Annotated in this window: 15 protein-coding genes; 10 read left to right on the forward strand and 5 right to left on the reverse strand. The window is 58.8% G+C overall.

Annotated elements, in window-relative coordinates:
- Positions 1-6: 6 nt before the first annotated feature.
- A complete protein-coding gene (gene secA, locus AC2D8O_RS02120) occupies positions 7-3,279 on the reverse strand; it encodes a preprotein translocase subunit SecA (RefSeq protein ID WP_484677129.1) in 3,273 nt (1,090 codons plus the stop codon).
- Positions 3,280-3,562: 283 nt separating this feature from the next.
- Here secA and AC2D8O_RS02125 point away from each other — a divergent pair, with 283 nt between their 5' ends.
- The 9 genes from AC2D8O_RS02125 (at position 3,563) to odhB (ending at position 12,784) form a co-directional block, all read left to right on the forward strand.
- Positions 3,563-4,324, forward strand: coding sequence for a phosphosulfolactate synthase (locus AC2D8O_RS02125; protein WP_484677130.1), 762 nt, complete (start codon positions 3,563-3,565; stop codon positions 4,322-4,324).
- A 126-nt stretch (positions 4,325-4,450) separates the two neighbouring features.
- On the forward strand, positions 4,451-4,978 hold the full coding sequence (locus AC2D8O_RS02130) for a hypothetical protein (protein ID WP_484677131.1): 528 nt from the start codon (positions 4,451-4,453) through the stop codon (positions 4,976-4,978).
- A gap of 187 nt (positions 4,979-5,165) precedes the next feature.
- Positions 5,166-5,702 carry a hypothetical protein gene (locus AC2D8O_RS02135; RefSeq protein WP_484677132.1) on the forward strand — a complete coding sequence of 179 codons (537 nt, stop codon included), beginning with the start codon at positions 5,166-5,168 and terminating at the stop codon, positions 5,700-5,702.
- Between the two features lie 80 nt (positions 5,703-5,782).
- A complete protein-coding gene (gene nuoH, locus AC2D8O_RS02140) occupies positions 5,783-6,937 on the forward strand; it encodes an NADH-quinone oxidoreductase subunit NuoH (RefSeq protein ID WP_484677133.1) in 1,155 nt (384 codons plus the stop codon).
- Between the two features lie 11 nt (positions 6,938-6,948).
- Positions 6,949-7,197 (forward strand): hypothetical protein, encoded by a 249-nt coding sequence (locus AC2D8O_RS02145; protein ID WP_484677134.1) that lies wholly within the window; start codon positions 6,949-6,951, stop codon positions 7,195-7,197.
- 128 nt (positions 7,198-7,325) lie between these two features.
- Entirely contained in the window at positions 7,326-8,171 is an 846-nt protein-coding gene (locus AC2D8O_RS02150) for a universal stress protein (protein ID WP_484677135.1), read from the forward strand.
- A gap of 148 nt (positions 8,172-8,319) precedes the next feature.
- Positions 8,320-11,178 (forward strand): 2-oxoglutarate dehydrogenase E1 component, encoded by a 2,859-nt coding sequence (locus AC2D8O_RS02155; protein ID WP_484677136.1) that lies wholly within the window; start codon positions 8,320-8,322, stop codon positions 11,176-11,178.
- A gap of 25 nt (positions 11,179-11,203) precedes the next feature.
- Positions 11,204-11,518: a hypothetical protein gene (locus AC2D8O_RS02160; RefSeq protein WP_484677137.1), complete on the forward strand. Its 315-nt coding sequence runs from the start codon at positions 11,204-11,206 to the stop codon at positions 11,516-11,518.
- Positions 11,519-11,548: 30 nt separating this feature from the next.
- Positions 11,549-12,784, forward strand: coding sequence for a 2-oxoglutarate dehydrogenase complex dihydrolipoyllysine-residue succinyltransferase (odhB, locus tag AC2D8O_RS02165; protein WP_484677138.1), 1,236 nt, complete (start codon positions 11,549-11,551; stop codon positions 12,782-12,784).
- Positions 12,785-12,862: 78 nt separating this feature from the next.
- On the opposite strand, the gene AC2D8O_RS02170 is transcribed toward odhB, so the two are convergent.
- The 4 genes from AC2D8O_RS02170 to AC2D8O_RS02185 all read right to left on the reverse strand — a co-directional run bounded on the left by AC2D8O_RS02170 (position 12,863) and on the right by AC2D8O_RS02185 (position 17,362).
- Entirely contained in the window at positions 12,863-14,326 is a 1,464-nt protein-coding gene (locus AC2D8O_RS02170) for a hypothetical protein (protein WP_484677139.1), read from the reverse strand.
- A gap of 52 nt (positions 14,327-14,378) precedes the next feature.
- Positions 14,379-15,134, reverse strand: a complete 756-nt coding sequence (locus tag AC2D8O_RS02175; protein ID WP_484677140.1) for a hypothetical protein — start codon at positions 15,132-15,134, stop codon at positions 14,379-14,381.
- Positions 15,135-15,173: 39 nt separating this feature from the next.
- Complete coding sequence (locus AC2D8O_RS02180) at positions 15,174-16,181, reverse strand: glycosyltransferase family 9 protein (RefSeq protein WP_484677141.1); 1,008 nt, start codon at positions 16,179-16,181, stop codon at positions 15,174-15,176.
- A 128-nt stretch (positions 16,182-16,309) separates the two neighbouring features.
- A complete protein-coding gene (locus tag AC2D8O_RS02185) occupies positions 16,310-17,362 on the reverse strand; it encodes a 1,9-bis(guanidino)-5-aza-nonane synthase (protein ID WP_484677142.1) in 1,053 nt (350 codons plus the stop codon).
- Between the two features lie 335 nt (positions 17,363-17,697).
- Between AC2D8O_RS02185 and AC2D8O_RS02190 the strand changes: the two genes are divergently transcribed.
- Positions 17,698-18,453, forward strand: coding sequence for an SAM-dependent methyltransferase (locus AC2D8O_RS02190; protein WP_484677143.1), 756 nt, complete (start codon positions 17,698-17,700; stop codon positions 18,451-18,453).
- The last annotated feature ends 16 nt before the right edge of the window (positions 18,454-18,469 follow it).

Consider the following 18,469-nt stretch of genomic DNA (forward strand, 5'->3'; position numbering starts at 1 on the left):
AAAGACTTACTTCTTCTTCCGGTCCATCGCCCGGCGCTCCCGGCGGCTCAGGCCACGGCCATCACCTTCTTCGTCATCAGCCATTACAGCAGCCTGCTGCTGCACTACGCGCTCCTGCACATTGGCCGCACGCTGGCTGGCATCGGCGCTATGGCTGGCTTTCAGCCGTGAGAAGTCATCGCGCTCTACCAGCGGTGCCCGCGAGGCCTCACCACGCTCCTGCATGTCGCCACGGAACAGCATGCTCAGAACCTCGCTGTTCAGTTCGCCCAGCAGGTACTGGAACAGGTTGTATGCCTCCAGTTTATAGATCAACAGCGGGTCTTTCTGCTCGTACACCGCCGTCTGAACACTCTGTTTCAGCTCGTCCATTTCGCGCAGGTGCTCCTTCCACTTGTCGTCAATGACACCCAGCATCACCGTCTTCTCAAATTCGGTGAATACCGATGCACCCCGGGTCTCCAGAATCCGGTCTATTTCGCTGAAGATCCGCACACCGCGTGCGCCGTCAACCAGCTGCACTTCCACCAGTGTCACACCCGGCACCTGTGCCTGAATGCCCGACACCTGGTTGTAGATGAACTCGGCCACCCGTTGCTGCTTCCGCTCATAGAAAGCCACGGCTTTGCCATACAGATACTCAGTCAGTTTCTCGCCTTTCAGGTCGCCCAGTTCGCTTTCGGTGATTTCTGGGTCAAAGCCCATCAGCCGCAGCATTTCGAAGCGCAGTGTCTCGGCATCGCCGCCTTCGCTTCGCTTGGCTACATCGGCACAGAAGTCGTAGATCATGTTGTCGATGTCTACCTTGATGCGCTCGCCAAACAGAGCATTGCGGCGGCGGCGGTAAATCGCCTCGCGCTGCTTGTTCATCACGTCGTCGTACTCCAGCAGGCGCTTCCGGATCGAGAAGTTGTTCTCCTCTACCTTCTTCTGCGCGTTTGTGATCGAGCGCGTTACCAGCGGGTCCTGAATGGTTTCTCCTTCCTTCATCTTCAGGAAGTCCATCACCTTCGCGATGCGCTCCGAGCCGAACATGCGCATCAGGTCGTCTTCCAGCGACACGAAAAACTGCGAACTGCCGGGGTCGCCCTGGCGGCCTGCCCGGCCACGCAGCTGGCGGTCGATACGGCGGCTCTCGTGGCGCTCCGAACCGATAATGGCCAGGCCACCTTTCTCGCGCACACCAGCACCCAGCTTGATGTCCGTACCACGGCCCGCCATGTTGGTGGCGATGGTAACCGTGCCGCTCTGGCCGGCTTCGGCCACAATCTCGGCTTCGCGCTGGTGGTGCTTGGCGTTCAGTACGTTGTGCTTGATGTTCCGCGTGCGCAGCATGCGGCTCAGCAGCTCCGACGTCTCTACCGACGTCGTGCCCACCAGCACAGGACGGCCAGCTTCCGTCAGCTTCTGCACTTCGTCTATGATGGCGTTGAACTTCTCGCGGCGCGTTTTGTACACCACGTCGTCCATGTCCTTGCGCGTAATCGGCAGGTTGGTCGGTATCACTACCACATCCAGCTTGTAGATGTCGTACAGTTCCTTGGCTTCCGTTTCGGCCGTACCGGTCATACCGGCCAGCTTGTGGTACATACGGAAGTAGTTCTGCAGCGTCACTGTGGCAAAGGTCTGCGTGGCGGCTTCCACCTTCACGTTTTCCTTGGCTTCGATGGCCTGGTGCAGACCGTCCGAGTAGCGGCGGCCCGACAGCACACGGCCTGTGTGCTCGTCCACAATCATCACCTTGCCTTCCTGCACGATGTACTGCACATCGCGCTCGAACAGCGTGTAGGCTTTCAACAGCTGATGGATGCTGTGCAGGCGCTCCGATTTCTCGGCGAAGTCGCGCGACAGTTGGTCCTTCAGGTTCAGCTTCTCTTCGCTGCTCAGGCCACCGTTGTTATCGATGTTGTACAGCTCGGAGGTAATGTCCGGCAGCACAAACAGATTCGGGTCTTCGCTGGTGGCGGTGATGGTCTCGCGGCCCTTCTCGCTCAGTTCTATCTGGTTGTTCCGCTCGTCGATGACGAAGTACAGTTCGTCGTCAATCTTGTGCATCTCCCGCGAGTTGTCCTGCATGAACTTCGCCTCTGTCTTCTGCAGCAGGGCTTTCATGCCGGTTTCGCTCAGGAACTTGATGAGCGGTGTGTGCTTCGGCAGGCCGCGGTGTGCACGCAGCAGGGCAATGCCTGCGGCTTCGGGGTCGCGTTCAGCGTTTGCCTTGGCAAGGCTGAGCATGTCGCCCACTAGTTTGCGCTGTAGGGTTACCAGGCGCTCAATGCGCGGCTTCAGCACGTCAAACTCGTGGCGGTCGCCCTGCGGCGTCGGGCCTGAGATGATCAGTGGCGTACGCGCTTCGTCTATCAGAACCGAGTCCACTTCGTCTATCATCGCGAAGTGGTGTTCCCTCTGCACCAGGTGCTCGGGGTGCGTCACCATGTTGTCGCGCAGGTAGTCGAAGCCGAATTCGTTGTTCGTCCCGTAGGTGATGTCGGCCAGATACGCCTGTCGCCGCTCTTCCGTGTTCGGTTGGTGCAGGTCTATACAGTCTACACTGATCTGGTGAAACTCGAACAGTGGAGCGTTCCACTGACTGTCGCGGCGGGCCAGGTAGTCGTTCACCGTTACCAGGTGCACACCAAAGCCGCTCAGGGCGTTCAGGAAGGCTGGCAGCGTCGATACCAGCGTCTTGCCCTCACCGGTGGCCATTTCAGCAATCTTGCCCTGGTGCAGCACCGTGCCGCCCATCAGCTGCACATCATAGTGCACCATGTTCCACACCACTTCGTTGCCTGCGGCTTCCCAGCGGTTCAGCCAGTGGGCTTTGTCGCCTTCAATCTGCACGTTGGGCTTGCGGCTGGCCATCTGGCGGTCCCAGTCGGTGGCCGTTACGGTCAGTTTGCCGTTCTGGCTCAGGCGCCGCGAGGTTTCTTTTACGATGGCGAAGGCTTCTGCACGTATTTGTGCCAGCACTTCCTCCAGCTCGGTGTTGCGTTTTTTCTTCAGTTCGTCCAGCTGCTGGAACAGTTTGTCCTGCCCAGCGATGTCGCCTTTCTGGCGCAGCGCTTCCACCTGTTGGCGCACGCTTTCCATTTCCTTTACGGTAGGCGCTATGTGCGCCTGTATGCGCTGACGCAGCTGCTGTGTACGCTCCCGCAACTGGTCATCGCTCAGCGATGACAGTGTATCGTAAACGGCGAGGGTTTCTTCTACCAGTGGCCGCAGGGCGGCAACGTCGCGGTCTTTTTTGCTCTTGAAGAGCTTGGTCAGAAAGCCAAACATGGCGGCAAACAGGGTTGGATAAGCGGTGCCGGATAGGCAACACAGGTGTCAGTCGGTGGCAACAAGAACGCCAGTCGACTGCTACCTGACAAAATTACCGGGCAAAAGTAGGCATTTTGCCGTGCGCTTATAGTGTCTTGCGCTACCTGCCAGCTTTCTCCTCTTCTGTCAGTAAAATCAGTCGAAAGGTCAGGCGCGCTCACACAGCCGCCCCACATAAAAAAACGCCAACGAAGGCTTTGCATCTTTCCACTGCTATTTTTGCCCCGACACACCCAACAGGATGAACTACGAAATCCCACATCTGCCCTTCCGTACCGCAAAGCCCCGTGCCCATGGAATAACCATGGCGATGGACAAAGGCATGTCGGTGCGCCAGGCCGAAGACTTCGTCTCTGTGGCAGGGGCGCATGTAGACCTCATCAAGCTGGGCTGGAGCACCAGCTATGCTACCGCCAATCTCCGTGACAAAATCGCGCTCTATCGAAATGCTGGCCTCGATGTCTATTTCGGTGGCACACTCCTAGAAGTCTTCCTCATTCGCAACGCCTTCGACCAGTATCGTCGACTGCTCGATGATTATGGTATGACCACCGTTGAGGTCTCCGATGGCTCCATGGACATCCGCCGCGACGACAAACTCAACCTCATCCGCCAGCTTGCCAAAGACCGCACTGTCCTAAGCGAAGTCGGTAGCAAAGACGCTACCAAAGTACTCACCGCCGCACAGTGGACGCAGTTTATCCGGCAGGAGCTCGAAGCTGGCTCGCGATGGGTCATCACCGAAGCCCGCGAAAGTGGCACGGCTGGCGTTTTCCGCTCTACTGGCGAGGTCCGCAGCGGCCTCATCGAAACCATCGTCGCCGATATCCCTGCCGAGAAAATCATGTTCGAGGCCCCCAAGAAAGAGCAGCAGGTCTGGTTCATCAAACTCCTCGGCACCAATGTCAACCTCGGAAATATCGCTCCCGAGGAAGTCATCGCGCTCGAAACCCTCCGGCTGGGTCTCCGTGGTGATACCTTCCATTCCTTCCTGAACCACTGACGAAGTTCCGTTTCGCCCACTACGGGTCGTCTGTGCAAACCCCCGTTGGTTTGTACAATTTCGACTTTTTGACCGAGAATAGGTTTTTTAGGGGTTAAGTGGGGGAATTAACGCATTTTCACATTTGTGAAACCATTCGGCCTTAACAAAGCAGCACTTCCAACGCTGGAGTTTATACTGGGTATTTTATACGGTGTTTTTACGGTTCTTCTGGCAGGCAAGCCCGATTACGAAGCTACTTTCAACACCAACTATTACTTCGTCCCCGGCCTCCTTTTTGGCTGCGTCATGATCCTCTGGGAGAAGCTCTACCTGAAGTCTTTCCGCCTGCTGCCGTTGTTGCCGTTGGCTGTGTTGCTCTACTTCATTTCTTCCCTGCTGGCGCTCCATTTCACCTTCGACAATGTGGGTTTGCGCATCGTCGTGAGCCTGGGCGTAGGCGCCCTCAATGCCGCCATCTATACCTATTTCGCCGTAGAACGCTTCCAGTGGTCGCTAACTCCAATCATCTGGTACGCTCTTGTGGCTGGCTTGGTGTCGGTCATACCCTACATCCTTGCTGTCCCCAATCTCGATTTCTGGGTCTACACCCTCTACGGCACAGGCATGCTGCTTGCCTTTCGCTATGCCGTTATTCGGTTCAGACTGGACTGATCGCCACCCACTTCTGCTGCTTCTCGCTTCTGCCGCTGTCCCGCCTGTTTACTTAGACACGGGCTGTGTATACCGGTGCTCATGCAGCTGGCAACGCTCAATGTCGTTATACAACAGTAGAGTACCCTGTAGCAGGTATTAGTCTTGTGGTTGTTTCCCTATTGTGAGGCTTCTTTTCCTGCCCACCATGCAAACACCCCATCTTCTGCGCAACTATGCACCCGAGGTGTTGCTGGGTGTTGCCTCTGCATTCGTCAGCCGTCTGCTCACAGGTCCCACACCCGATAGTATACTCTTCAGCGACTTCTCCTTTACCATTCTGCTCATTCCCGGCGTCTCTTTTGCCACTGCAATGGTGGTGCTGGAGTACTGGCGCACCCGCACCCTTCGGCTGCTGGTGCTGGTTCCTGTTTTCAGCATTGTCTATTGCCTTGCCGCCACCTGGACGCTCACCGTACCCGACAAAAACACTTCCTATTTCTGGTTTACCAGTCTCATCGGTACCTCTATCTCCGGCCCTGTCTACATGGCCCTCGCAGGCCTTCTTCTCGACTGTACCCGCTTTCGCTACATCCTCTACGCCGAAGCCATCAGCCTGCTCTGTATCATTCCTTACATCCTGCAGGTTCCCTATTTCGAAGTTTGGACACATGCACTCTTCGGAGTAGGTATGGCGGTCCTCCTTCGCTATGGTCAGCTGCACAACAATACTGCTGTCCGGTAGCTTCTTACCCCCTATTTCCTGAATTGCATCTTTTTGCAACCCTACCAGAACCTCGCGTTGTGTAGTTTTGTCTGCATAACATGCTCGCGACGCTCATTCCCGTCCTCATAGGTATTGCCACCCTTCTGGGTTTTCTGGCAGTATACGTTCTATGGTGCGTCTGGGCCGAACGTAAAGTCAGCGCCTGGATTCAGGACCGTCTCGGGCCTATGGAAATCGGCCCCCAGGGTATCGGCCAAACACTTGCCGACATCCTCAAGCTGCTGCAGAAGGAAGCCATTTTCCCCGCCACCATAGACAAGGTCCTCTATGTGCTGGCGCCTATCCTCACGTTTATGGCGGTGTTTGCAGGCTTTGCCGCACTGCCGTTCGCGCCCGGTTTGCAGGCCGCTTCGCTCAACGTCGGCGTGCTCTTCATTCTGGCCGTCGTCAGCATCGAGGTGGTAGGCATTCTAATGGCAGGTTGGGGCAGCAACAACAAATACGCACTGCTCGGTGCCGTCCGCTCCGTCGCCCAGATTGTCAGTTACGAAATACCCGCAGGTCTGGCCCTGCTCTCCGCTGTTGCTCTCTACGGCACTCTCGACCTCTCGGCCATTGCGGCTCAACAGGGCGTGTTCGCCGTCCAGCCCCAGCGCCTCTTCGGCCTCTGGGACGTCTCCGCCATTGGCGGCATGGCCAGCTGGGGCATTGTCCGATACCCCCACCTGCTCCTGGCGTTCATCGTCTTCTTCATCGCAGGCCTCGCCGAGTGCAATCGCACCCCCTTCGATATCCCTGAGGCCGAAAGCGAACTCGTCTCCGGCTTCCACGTCGAATACAGCGGCTTCCGTTTTGCCATCTTCTTCTTCGCCGAGTATGCCAACATGCTCCTTGTGAGCCTCATCGCTGCGGTACTGTTTCTGGGCGGCTGGCACACCCCCCTTCCCAACCTCTGGGCCCTGCCCGCCAGCATCAATCCTGCCAACCTTTCTGTGTGGGACCTGCTCTCTCATGGCCAGCTGGCGTATCTCACCACAGGAGTTCCCGGCCACTTCAGCGCATGGGCCTGGGGCGCCTTCTGGATGGTCGCTAAAGGCCTTGTCCTTGTCCTTACCATGATGTGGATCCGCTGGACGCTGCCCCGCCTTCGTCCCGACCAGCTAATGCGTCTCTGCTGGAAGTACCTCACCCCCGCAGCCCTGCTCCTGGTGCTCTTCAGCGCCCTCTGGCGCGTGGCCGAGTGGGCCGCCTGATGCTTCACGCCATGCACCCTGCTGTGCAGCTTTTTCTCACTACGCTTGAAGCACGCTTTCCCATGCTTCAGTGCATCGGTGTAGACAACGACCCCGACTATCCCAATGGCTGGCTCGTTCGGTGTGTTGCGCCAGCCGACGATGAGTTACTGATGCAGCTCACCGAGTTCGCAGGTGCCGCCACCACCGCACTTCTCATCAGCCACGGCACCCTCGTCTCGCTCGACCTCCTCCGCCCCGACTGGGCCGATATTCGCTGAGAACCTGACAACCATCAGGAAAACGGTTGCCGCTTCTCATAGGCATTCGCCTGATGGTCACACACCTTTGGTGTATCGGTTGCTCCTTGCCGCCGCCACCCCATCCTCCACTTTTCATTCTCACAGTCATGAACTTCCAGCACATCGTCGTCCCCACCGACTTCAGCGAAGTTGCCCGTCATGCACTCCGCTTCGCTGCCCAGATTGCCCGCCATCACAATGGCCATATTCATCTTGTGCACGTGTACGAGAAACCGTATGTCACCGTCGCAGCCAACGGCGCACTCATCGCACAGGTCAATTACGAAGAGGTGGAAGCCCTGAAAAAGCATATCAACCACCAGACAGACGAACTGATGAAGATGCCCGAGCTACAGGGTCTCAAAATTTCACGCAGGCTTCTCAGCGATATCCCCGCCTGGCAGTTTACCCAGCACCTCGGCGACACCCCCTGCGACATCATCGTCATGGGCACCCGCGGCCAGACGGGCCTTCTACATGGCGGTATTGTCGGTACTAACGCTGCACGTGTGCTCCGTACTGCCAAGGTCCCGGTACTCGTCGTGCCCGAAGATGCACGCCTTTCCGAAATCCGATCCATCGTTTTTGCTACCGACTTCGCTACCCCTGTCGAGGAAAACTTTGGAACCGTCAGTATGATGGCACAGATGTTTGGCTCCGAAATCGTCATGGCCGTCATCAACACCCGCGAAAGCTTCCTCACCACGGCCTTCGCCAACGCCGAGTATACCCGACTCCAGAACCGCCACCCCTATCCCAAGATGCGCCTTGTCGTCTACAATGACGAAGACGTCGAAACCGGCATCAAGAACTACCTCGTTGAACAGGGCGGCGATCTGCTGGCCATGTTTACCCATGGCCGCACGGGTCTCACCCGCCTCATTGCCGGCAGCATCGTCGAAGACCTTGCCGAGCATGTGCGTGTCCCCGTTCTGGCACTCAAGGCAAAATAGCCCCCGCTTACCATATTTTTCAGACCCCTGCTACCCAGCAGGGGTCTCTTCGCTTCTATCCCAACACCACCTTGCCTAAAATCTTGGGTTTGGGTGGAAAAGCGGCAATATTTGTGGCGCTACGCTTGTTAAGGCAGAAACACATTGTTTGCTTCTGCTCTGGCAGGCCCGCACTCCTCCCGACAGACGTCCCACAGCCATCGTAATGGACCGTTTCAGTTACATCAGCAACGCAGGCTCCGAGTATCTCGACAGCCTGTACCAGCAGTACAAGCAGGATCCCGACAGCGTTGACCGCGAGTGGGCCCGCTTCTTTGAGGGCTTCGACTTCGCGCAGGCCCAGTTCCCTAAACTCCCCACCCACTCGGCCAAAGGCGGTGCACCCGTCAGCTCCGAGCAGGTCTCCAAGGAAATCAGCGTACTCAACCTCGTGGCCGCTTACCGCTCGCGGGGCCACCTCTACGCCAAAACCAATCCCATTCTCGACGCCAAGAAGTACGAGCCCGATCTCGCCCTCAAGAACTTCAACCTCTCCGACGCTGACCTCGACACTGTCTTCAGCGCCGGCGTGGAAGTAGGCCTGGGCCCCGCAAAGCTCCGCGACATCGTCGCCCTGCTCGAAAAAACCTATTGCGGCCCCATCGGCGTGGAGTACAAGTACATTCGGAGCCCCCGCATGGTCGAGTGGATCGAGAAGCGCATGGAAGGTGCCCGCAACACCCCCTCCTTCGACCGCGATACCAAAAAGCACATCCTCAAGAAGCTCGGCCAGGCTACCAGCTTCGAGGGCTTCCTCCACCGCAAGTTCGTAGGCCAGAAGCGCTTCTCGCTCGAAGGTGCTGAGGCCATCATCCCCGCCCTCGATGGCATCATCGAGCACGGCGCCGCCATTGGCGTCAAGGAGTTTGTCATCGGCATGGCCCACCGCGGCCGCCTCAACGTGCTGGTGAACATCATGCAGAAGGAGTACGACGCCGTGTTTGGCGAGTTCGAAGGCAAAGGCCTCTCCGACAGCACCTTCGATGGCGACGTAAAGTATCACCTCGGCTTCTCCAGCGACCCCATTCTCCGCAATGGAAACAAGGTGCACCTGTCGCTGGCGCCCAACCCCAGCCACCTCGAGGCCGTAGACCCCGTGGTAGTCGGCATGGCACGCGCCAAGATGGATATCCTCTACGGCGGCGACCACGACCTCATCTGCCCGCTCATCATCCACGGCGATGCCTCCATCGCTGGTCAGGGCATCGTGTACGAGCTCATCCAGATGTCGCGCCTCCCAGCCTATGAAGTCGGCGGTGCCATCCACCTTGTCATCAACAACCAGGTGGGCTTCACCACCAGCCCCGAACAGGCCCGCAGCTCCACCTATTGCACCGACGTCGGCAAGGTCACCCTCAGCCCTGTCTTCCACGTCAACGGCGACGACCCCGAGGCCCTCGTCTACGTCACCAAACTGGCAATGGAATTCCGCCAGGAGTTCAACCGCGACGTCTTTATCGACATTGTGTGCTACCGCAAGTACGGCCACAACGAAGGCGACGAGCCCCGTTTCACCCAGCCCAAAATGTACGAGGCCATTGGCAAGCATCAGGACCCCTTCAAGGTCTACGCCGCCAAGCTCACCACTGAGCAGAGCCTTACCGACGACGAGCTCAAGGCCCTCGACAAGCAGCTATCCGACCACCTCGACAAAGAACTCGAAGAAGCCCGCGCTCGTCAGGCGGGCGAACTCGACATCAAGCTCCAGCGCAGTTGGGAGGGCATCCGCTTCTACGACGACAACAAGTTGGAGGACAACCCCAACACTGCCGTTGCCGAGAAAACCCTCCGCGCCATTGCCAAGTCCATTACCCAGGTACCCGCTGGCTTCGAACCCCACCGTACGCTCCAGAACCTCCTGAAGCTGCGCAGCGAAATGCTCGACAAGGGTAACATCGACTGGGGTATGGCCGAGCACCTGGCTTACGGCTCGCTGCTGCTGTCGGGCAACGATGTCCGCATGAGCGGTCAGGACTGCGAGCGCGGCACTTTCTCGCACCGCCACGCCGTCCTTACTGACGTCAAGACCGAGCAGAAGTTCACCCCGCTCAACAACCTTGGCGACAAGCAGGGTCAGCTCCGCATCTTCAACTCCCTCCTCTCCGAGTACGCCGTCATGGGCTTCGAGTTCGGCTACGCCAGCTCCGCACCCAAGACGCTCACCATCTGGGAAGCCCAGTTCGGCGACTTCGTCAACGGCGCCCAGATCATCATCGACCAGTTCCTCAGCGCCTCCAAGAGCAAGTGGCAGCGCATGAACGGCCTCGTGCTGCTCCTGCCACACGGCTACGAAGGCCAGGGCCCCGAGCACAGTTCTGCCCGCATCGAGCGTTTCCTCACGCTCTGTGCCCAGAACAACATGTACATCTGCAACTTCACCACCCCTGCCAACATCTTCCACGCCCTGCGCCGTCAGGTACTCACCCCGTACCGCCGCCCGCTGGTCGTCTTCACCCCCAAGAGTCTCCTCCGCTACGACAAGTGCGTCAGCTCGCTGGAAGACTTCACCAAGGGCGAGTTCCAGGAAGTCATCGACGATGCCGGCGTGAAGCCCGCCGATGTCAAGCGCGTCGTCATCAGCACCGGCAAGGTGTACTACGACCTCCTCAAGGCCCGCGAAGAGTTCGGCGTGAAAGACACCGCCCTCGTCCGCCTCGAGCAGATCTATCCCCTGGCCATCGACAAGATTCAGGCCATCTTCAAGCGTTACAAAAACGCCAAGACCTGGATCTGGACACAGGAGGAGCCCGAGAACATGGGAGCCTGGTCCTTCATCCTCCGCAAACTGCGCGAGCATGTTCCCGGTGGCGATCTCCAGGTAGTGGCCCGCAAGGAAGGCGCCAGCCCTGCTACCGGCACCATGAGCCAGCACGCTACCCAACAGGAGTACATCATCAAGAAGAGCCTCAACCTCCCCGCCGAAACCAGTCTGGCCGAAGGCGCCAAAAAGGCAAAGGCTACTGTGTAATTCAACGGCCCCGTTGCACTTCCAGATGGACGACCCCCGCATTCCCGAACTGCTCTCCGAGCTGCTGCTGGAGCTGAAAAGCACCCGCCAGGAGCTCGCTGACCTTCGGGTACAGCTCAAGGGCGAACTCCGCGAGGCCAACCTCCGACTGGAAGTGCTCGACGGCCAGATGACCACCCTCAACCAGCAGACCAGCCGCGTCGAGTCCGCACTCGGTCAGCTGGCGTTGGACCCCAAGCGTTTCGAAGCCCTCGTCGGCCAGCAGCAGAACCTGCTTCTTGCCGTCAAGTCAGAACTCGAAACCCTTAATTCCTCCCTTTCCCGAAACAAAAGCGAATAACTTCGCATCCACCCCCTACAGCCGACACACATGATCGAACTGCGCATCCCCAGCCCCGGCGAATCGATCACCGAGGTAGTGATTGAAACCTGGCACAAGGCCGACGGCGATATCGTCCAGAAGGACGAGCCCCTGGCCGACATCCAGAGCGACAAAGCCATGCTCACCCTCTACGCCGAGGCCAGTGGCAAGCTCTCCATCAAGGTAAAAGCCGGCGACACCGTCAAGGTAGGCGAGGTAGCCTGCACCATCGATCCCTCTGCTGCCGGCGCAGCTGCCCCCGCTGCCAAAGCCGAAACCCCAAAGGCCGAACCCGCTGCCGTTGCTACACAGCCCGTGGCGCAGAACGGTGGTGCCGACTCCTACGCCAAGGGTGTGCCCAGTGCCAGCGCCGCCAAAATGATGGCCGAGCAGGGCATTCCCGCCAGCGGTGTGCAGGGCACAGGCCCCGACGGCCGCATCACCAAGGGCGATGTCATCCAGCAGGGTGCGGCTGCCAAGTCTGCTGCGGCAACTCCCGCTGCCCAGCCTGCGGCTGCCAAAGCTGCCCCTGCGTTCACTGGCGCGCGCGAAGCCAGCCGCGTGAAAATGACGCAGCTCCGCAAGACCGTGGCCAACCGCCTTGTCAGCGTTAAAAACGAAACGGCCATGCTCACCACCTTCAACGAGGTGGACCTCACGGCCATCATGGAAGTTCGGAAGAAGTACAAGGAGGCATTCCAGAAAGAGCATGAAATCGGCCTCGGTTTCATGTCCTTCTTTGCAAAGGCCTGCTGCGAAGCCCTCAAGGATTTCCCCCTCGTCGGTGGCCAGATTGATGGCGACGAACTCGTCACTTTCAACTACGTCGACATGGGTATCGCCGTCTCTACCGACCGCGGCCTCATGGTGCCGGTCATCCGCAACACTCACGCACTTTCCCTCGCCGACATCGAGAAGGAAATAGCCAGCATGGCAGATAAAGCCCGCAAAGGCCGTCTCAGTATTGAGGAAATGCAGGGTGGCAACTTCACCATTACCAACGGTGGGGTCTTTGGCTCGCTTCTCAGTACGCCGATTCTCAACCCCCCGCAAAGCGCCATTCTTGGCATGCACAAAATCCAGGAGCGCCCTGTAGCCCTCAACGGCCAGGTGGTTATCCGTCCCATGATGTACCTCGCCCTCAGCTACGACCACCGCATCATTGACGGCAAAGAAAGCGTAAGCTTCCTCGTCAAGGTCAAGGAACTGCTCGAAGATCCCATCCGTCTGCTGCTGCACGTCTAAGCGCAGCCACCGGTTACATGAACAAGGCCCCGTCACATTGGCGGGGCCTTTCCTGTTTATTCTGTATCGTTGGTTGGCTCAGCGCTTGCCAAACAGGCCGCCCTTCCGTTTGCGGTGAAGCACAATGTCGGCCACACGCGGATTTTTCTCCAACAGTTGGCGGTAGCGGTAGCGGTACGTCGCCAGCTGTATCCGCAGTTCGGTCAGGCTGTTGCCATACCCACCCGACCGCACGAAGCCCGTCAGCGATTCACGGTGCAGAATGTCTTCCCGTGCCACCAGATTCGCCATTTCGTTCTTCATCCGAAGGGCCTCTCCCCGGTCAGCTTCCAGTGGGCTCACATCTGGTTTCAGCAGTGCCGAGAACCCGCTCACTGCTGTGCTCGCCAGCGACAGTGCTTTGATGGCATCCGATGCATTCGGCGATTGCGTTGTCAGGATCGTCGTGTACAGGCTCAGCCCAAACAGCGACCACTCCGATGCCTTGATGATCAGTTTCTTCCGCCGAATGTACCGCTTCATCGCGTCATGGAATTTCTCCGTGCTGTCCAGCAGTTGCACAAAATTCTGGTACACCGCATTGTAGCGCGCCAGCCGCGCCTGTTCCTCCTCCAGCGATATCACTCGCCGTACCACCACCGTCACCTCGCGGTTCGTCGTCGTGAAGTTGTCGCTCGCTGTTATCACGAACGTGAAAGTCGCCTCGTTCCGGTCGCCAATACCATTGGCCGTGTATTCAAACGTCCCCTTTTCCGGGTCAGAAATCCGGATTTGTCCCCCCAGTTCTGCGCCGTCTTTCGCTGTAAATCCATACAGTATCCGGTCACCATTGGGGTCATAGGCAGGCATGGGTATCGTCCGGCTCTGTCCCTCGCCCACGTCAAAGCGTATAGGGCCTTCATAAAAGCGCGGAGGCTCGGCTTTGGCCACCAGGTTAACTTCTATCCGCAGGATCTGGCTTTGTCGGTCCACCTGGTTCTCCGCCGTTATGCTCACTGGCACCGACATCGGGTAGGGCGTCTGTCGGGCCCGCAGCGTCAGGGTGCTGTCCGTGTGCTCCACACTCAGCACCGCGTTGTTGCTCGAGCTCGCTTCCGTTATCCGCACCTTCTGTCCCGAAGGGTCGGTCACCTGCAGCGGCAGCACCCGCGTGCGGCCCGGCTCCACATTCACAAAGCCCGCCACCTGTATCTGCGGCCGCGTCACTATGTCGGCTACGTCTATGTAGGTTGTCTTCTGGGCCAGCAGGCCACGGCTGCCCCGCAGTTCTATCACCACCGGGTGGCGTCGCCCTTCGTCGCGGTAGGTGGGCTGCCATACAAAGTAGCCCGTCACCGAGTCCAGCTGTGCCGTGCGTGGCCCCGCCGCCAGCCGGAAATACAGCAGCGAGTCGCGCTCGTTGTTCACCTTCGCTTCCACCCGGAAAGTCACCGGCTTGCCGTATTCCGTGTAGCGCACATCCGGTATGTGCAGTTCGGCACCGCTTTGTGCCCATACATACTGCGTCAGCAGCAGCAGCAAAGGGAGAATTCGACGCATCATGGAGTGTCAGTTTGCGCCGCAAATTACAGGCTTAAACTACAGCTACCACTTTTTACTCATACTCGTTGCCAGTCACCTCGGGCTTGGCCACCAGCCAGCTGTCGCGCTCGGTGGCACTCAACGGAATAGGTGCAAAATTCGCCCGGTTCAGGTGCCGCACCACCAGCGGCCAGCCCATCTGCTTCGATACGTTCTCCCAGCCACGCTCGGCATGCCAGTGGTAGGCGTTGAATACCCAGTAGCTCTTCCCGTCGCGCTGGTGGTGCGTCCGGAACACAAACTCATAGCGTCCGTCGCCGTTCAGGTCATACTCAAAGTTCCGCCCATAGTCCAGCGAGTCGGTTTCGTTCGTCAGAAAGGTCTGGGCCGTCACCGCCTTGAACTGGCCCGCTGCCGTCTGAAATACATACAGCCGGTAACGGAACTGCCCCATCAGGCCATTGCCACCGGGGTCAAACGTGAAGGCTGCATCCATCAGCCCGTTTCCGTCCAAGTCGCCCATCTTATACTCCGCCATCGGAAACACCAGCGAGAGGTCCGTCTGCTGCCGCACACGGGTTCCGTCCGGCTGGCGCAGCCAAATTTCCCATACGTCTTCATTTGGCAGAATGGACACCGTCAGGCTGTCGGTTGTGTTCGGCGCTCCGCAGCCCAGCTGCACCGTGACGTAGGGCGGGTCGCCCGTCTCGCTGTCACGAAATGCAACTTTGCCGTAGTCGGCACGTGGCTGGCGGGCACGTTCAAACACAAACTGCCCCTTCAGTGCCATTGGCACCAGCAGCAATCCGGAAAGCAGGAGGCGGCGCATATCCCAAAGATACGCCTTGGCGCCAGTAGGTGGGGTTTTTCAGTGGCCTGTCACTGTTTTTGCCACAACTGCGGGGTCCAGTTTCATCGCGCAGTCGAAATGGCCCTGTGGGCAAGCCCGGTGCCCATGCAGGCCACACGGGCGGCACGCCAGTCCGGCTACTTCCATCACCACGGCATCGGTGGCCAGCGGCCCAAAGCCAAACTGCGGCACCGTGCTGCAATACACCGCCGTAGTGGGTGCATTCTGGCTGCTTGCCAGATGGAGTGGGGCACTGTCGTTGGCAAACACCCTTACCGCTCCTGCCATCAGCGCCGCTGTTTGCAGCAGGCTCAGTTCCCCCGCCAGATTGCCACACTGCGGCAGTTCTGCTGCTATCTGCTGGCAAAGCGCCCGTTCGTTCGGCGCGCCCACCAGCCACACTTTCAGGTGGCTGGGCAGCGCGGCTATCATCCTCCGCCACTGGTCGGGGTGCCACTGCTTCGTGTACCACACCGACGCCGGGGCCACTACCACATACGGTGTGTCTGTGTACGGGCTTACCTTCGCCCGGTCCGCCTCCGACGGATACAGCCGGGGCCGTTCGCGGTCTGTCAGTTCGTAGGGTTTGCCGGTCAGTGCTGTCAGCAGCGTCAGGTTGCGGTCTACCTCGTGCCAGTAGTGGGTGTCGGTGGGCTGCCCCAGCACGTGCGGAAACCGCACCGTGTAGAACAGGCTCAGCGGATTCTTGTCAAAGCCAACCGTCTGCTTGCCCCCTGCCAGCAGTGCCATCAGCCCGCTCGTGAAGAAACGCTGGAGGTTCAGCACTGCATCAAATTTCACCTGGCGCAGGCCCCGCACGTTCTCCCACAGACTGCGCCACTTCCGGCGCTTGTCCCACACCCACACCCGCGCAATGTCCGGGTGGCCCGCCAGCAGGCTTTCGTTGCCTTTCCGCACCAGCATATGCACCTCAGCCGTGGGATACAGCCGCTTCAGCCGCTGCACCACCGGCAGCGCCAGCACCACATCGCCCAGAAAGGCCGTCTGCATCACCAGAATACGCATGGGTAGGAGGTAGGCTATATGCCCTGCAAAAAACGAATCATTTGCGCAGTTCCAGCAGCTCTGCGCATCATATACAGAAACGGCCTCCCCGCAGGAAGGCCGTTCGGTATAGTTGAGGGCGTTACCGCTTAGCGGGCGGCTTCAGCCTGCTTAACGAACAGGTCGTTGAAGCGGCGCTCGGGGCGGCCTACCCAGTTCTTCTTGTGGTAGCCATAGCCAGCAACCATCGGCAGGGCAATCGTGGCTTCGCTGAACACCATCTGCTCATACACCACGTCTACCTTGCCCCACGAGCAGGCTTCTTTCAGCGTGCTGCCGGAAAGGGCGCCGTCGCGCTCGTCGGCTACGGTGATCTGGATGGCGTACTTGTGCATCGGCGCGTCTTCGCCAATCACTTCCGTGGCCACCACTACGTCCTGGATGAAGTTCTTCGGCACACCGCCGCCTATCATCAGCAGGCCGCTTTCGGGGTTCTTCAGCTTGCACAGCGTCAGTTCGTAGAAGTCGGCAGCAGAGTCAATCGACACGTGCGGCTGGCCAGGGCGGGTATGCTTGTGCATCACGAAGCCGAAACCTGCCGAGCAGTCAGAGAACGCAGGTACGAAAATCGGAATGCCTTTCTTGTAGCACTGGTAGACGATGCTGTTCTCGCGGCTGGCGGCGTACTTGTCGTTGCGCTCCAGGTACTTCGCCATTTCCACGATGAACTCGCGGCTGCTGTAGGGGCGGGGCTCCAGCTCGTTGCAGATCTGGCCGATAGTGTCGTCGCAGATGCGCAGGTCTTCCTCGTCGATGAATGTGTCGTAGATACGGTCAATCATCAGGTCGCGCAGCTGGGTGTCGTCCACGAACTGCGTGCCGTGGTAGTGGTGGAAGCCCAGGGCCTCGAAGAAATCCTGGTCCACGATGTTGGCGCCCGTGCTCACGATGCCGTCAATCATGTTGTTCTCGATCATGTCGAGAATCACCTGCTTCAGGCCTGCGCTGATGAGCGAACCCGCCAGCGTAAGGAACACAGCGCACTCTTTGTCGGCCAGCATCTTGTCATAGATCTGGGCCGCACGGCTGAGGTTACGGGCCTGGAAGGCCATTTCACCCATGGCATCAACCATCGGCACCACATTCGTGGCCTTGATGTCGATGTGCTGGATCTTACGCGACAGCAGTTCGGACTTGTTCATTTTCAGCGTGTAGTAACGTAGAAGTGTTAGACAGGCTACAAAAATAGCAGGCTTATAACCCCGTTCAACTGTCTTTTATTGTGTTCCTTCTGTAAAGTTTTAAGCGCAGCCCTGCCGCTTGCTCTGCCGGCCTTTTTTCGCATGTTTGTGCAGAAGCCATCACAACGCCTCTGTTACAACATTTCCGTCCCGCATCGCCGGGCATTGCCTGAGCAGCCGTCAGGGTTGTCCCTCACTGCTCTACGGCGTTTTTCTCCGACGGGCATCCGGTATGCCTGTACGTCCCTTCCCCTGCTTCTGAGGGAAAGCAGACTTCCTTTTTTCTGTTTTTACCCATGCGTACCCCACAGTGGTACCAATCTTTTTTTCAGGGACTGTCAGTTCAGTTCTGGCAGCAGTTCATGACGCCTGCCCTGGCCAGCGACCAGGCGGCGGCTATTCGGCAGTTGCTGGGCCTCAAACCCGGTATGGCTTTGCTGGATGTCCCCTGCGGCAGCGGCTGGCATGCGCTGGCGTTTGCCCGGGCAGGTCTGCGGGTTACAGCCCTCGATATATCGCCAGAGTTTCTGGCCGATGGCCGTGCCGCCGACCCCGAAGCTCGCGTGCGCTGGCTCACTGCCGACATGCGCGATGTCCTTCTGCATGTCGCACCCGACAGCCAACACGCCGTTGTGTCTCTTGGCAATTCCTTCGGCTACCTCACACCCGACGATACCCTGCGGTTTCTGCAGGCCGTCAGGGAGTGTCTCGCGCCAGGAGGCACATTTCTCCTCAATACCGCTGCCCTGCAGGAATTGTTCATGCCCGTCGCAGGCCATAGCGAAAGCTATACTGCCGGCGACATCCACATGGACATCTCCCATGTGCTCACCCTCCGCGATGGCTGCATGGCCGTACAGACAACCTTTGCCTTTCGCCATCTCCGTACAGGCCAAGAGCAGGAATTACAGGCACTGGTGACACACTACACGCTTCAGGAAGTGCTGGATCTCCTGTCCCTGGCAGGTTTCGCGCACGTGCAGTGTTTCGCCGATCTGGATGGCTCGCCCTTCGGGGCCGATGCCCATCAGCTGTATCTGGTTGCCCAGTAAAAGGGTCACCAGCAGA

It is taken from the genome of Pontibacter sp. T17 (assembly GCF_057219875.1).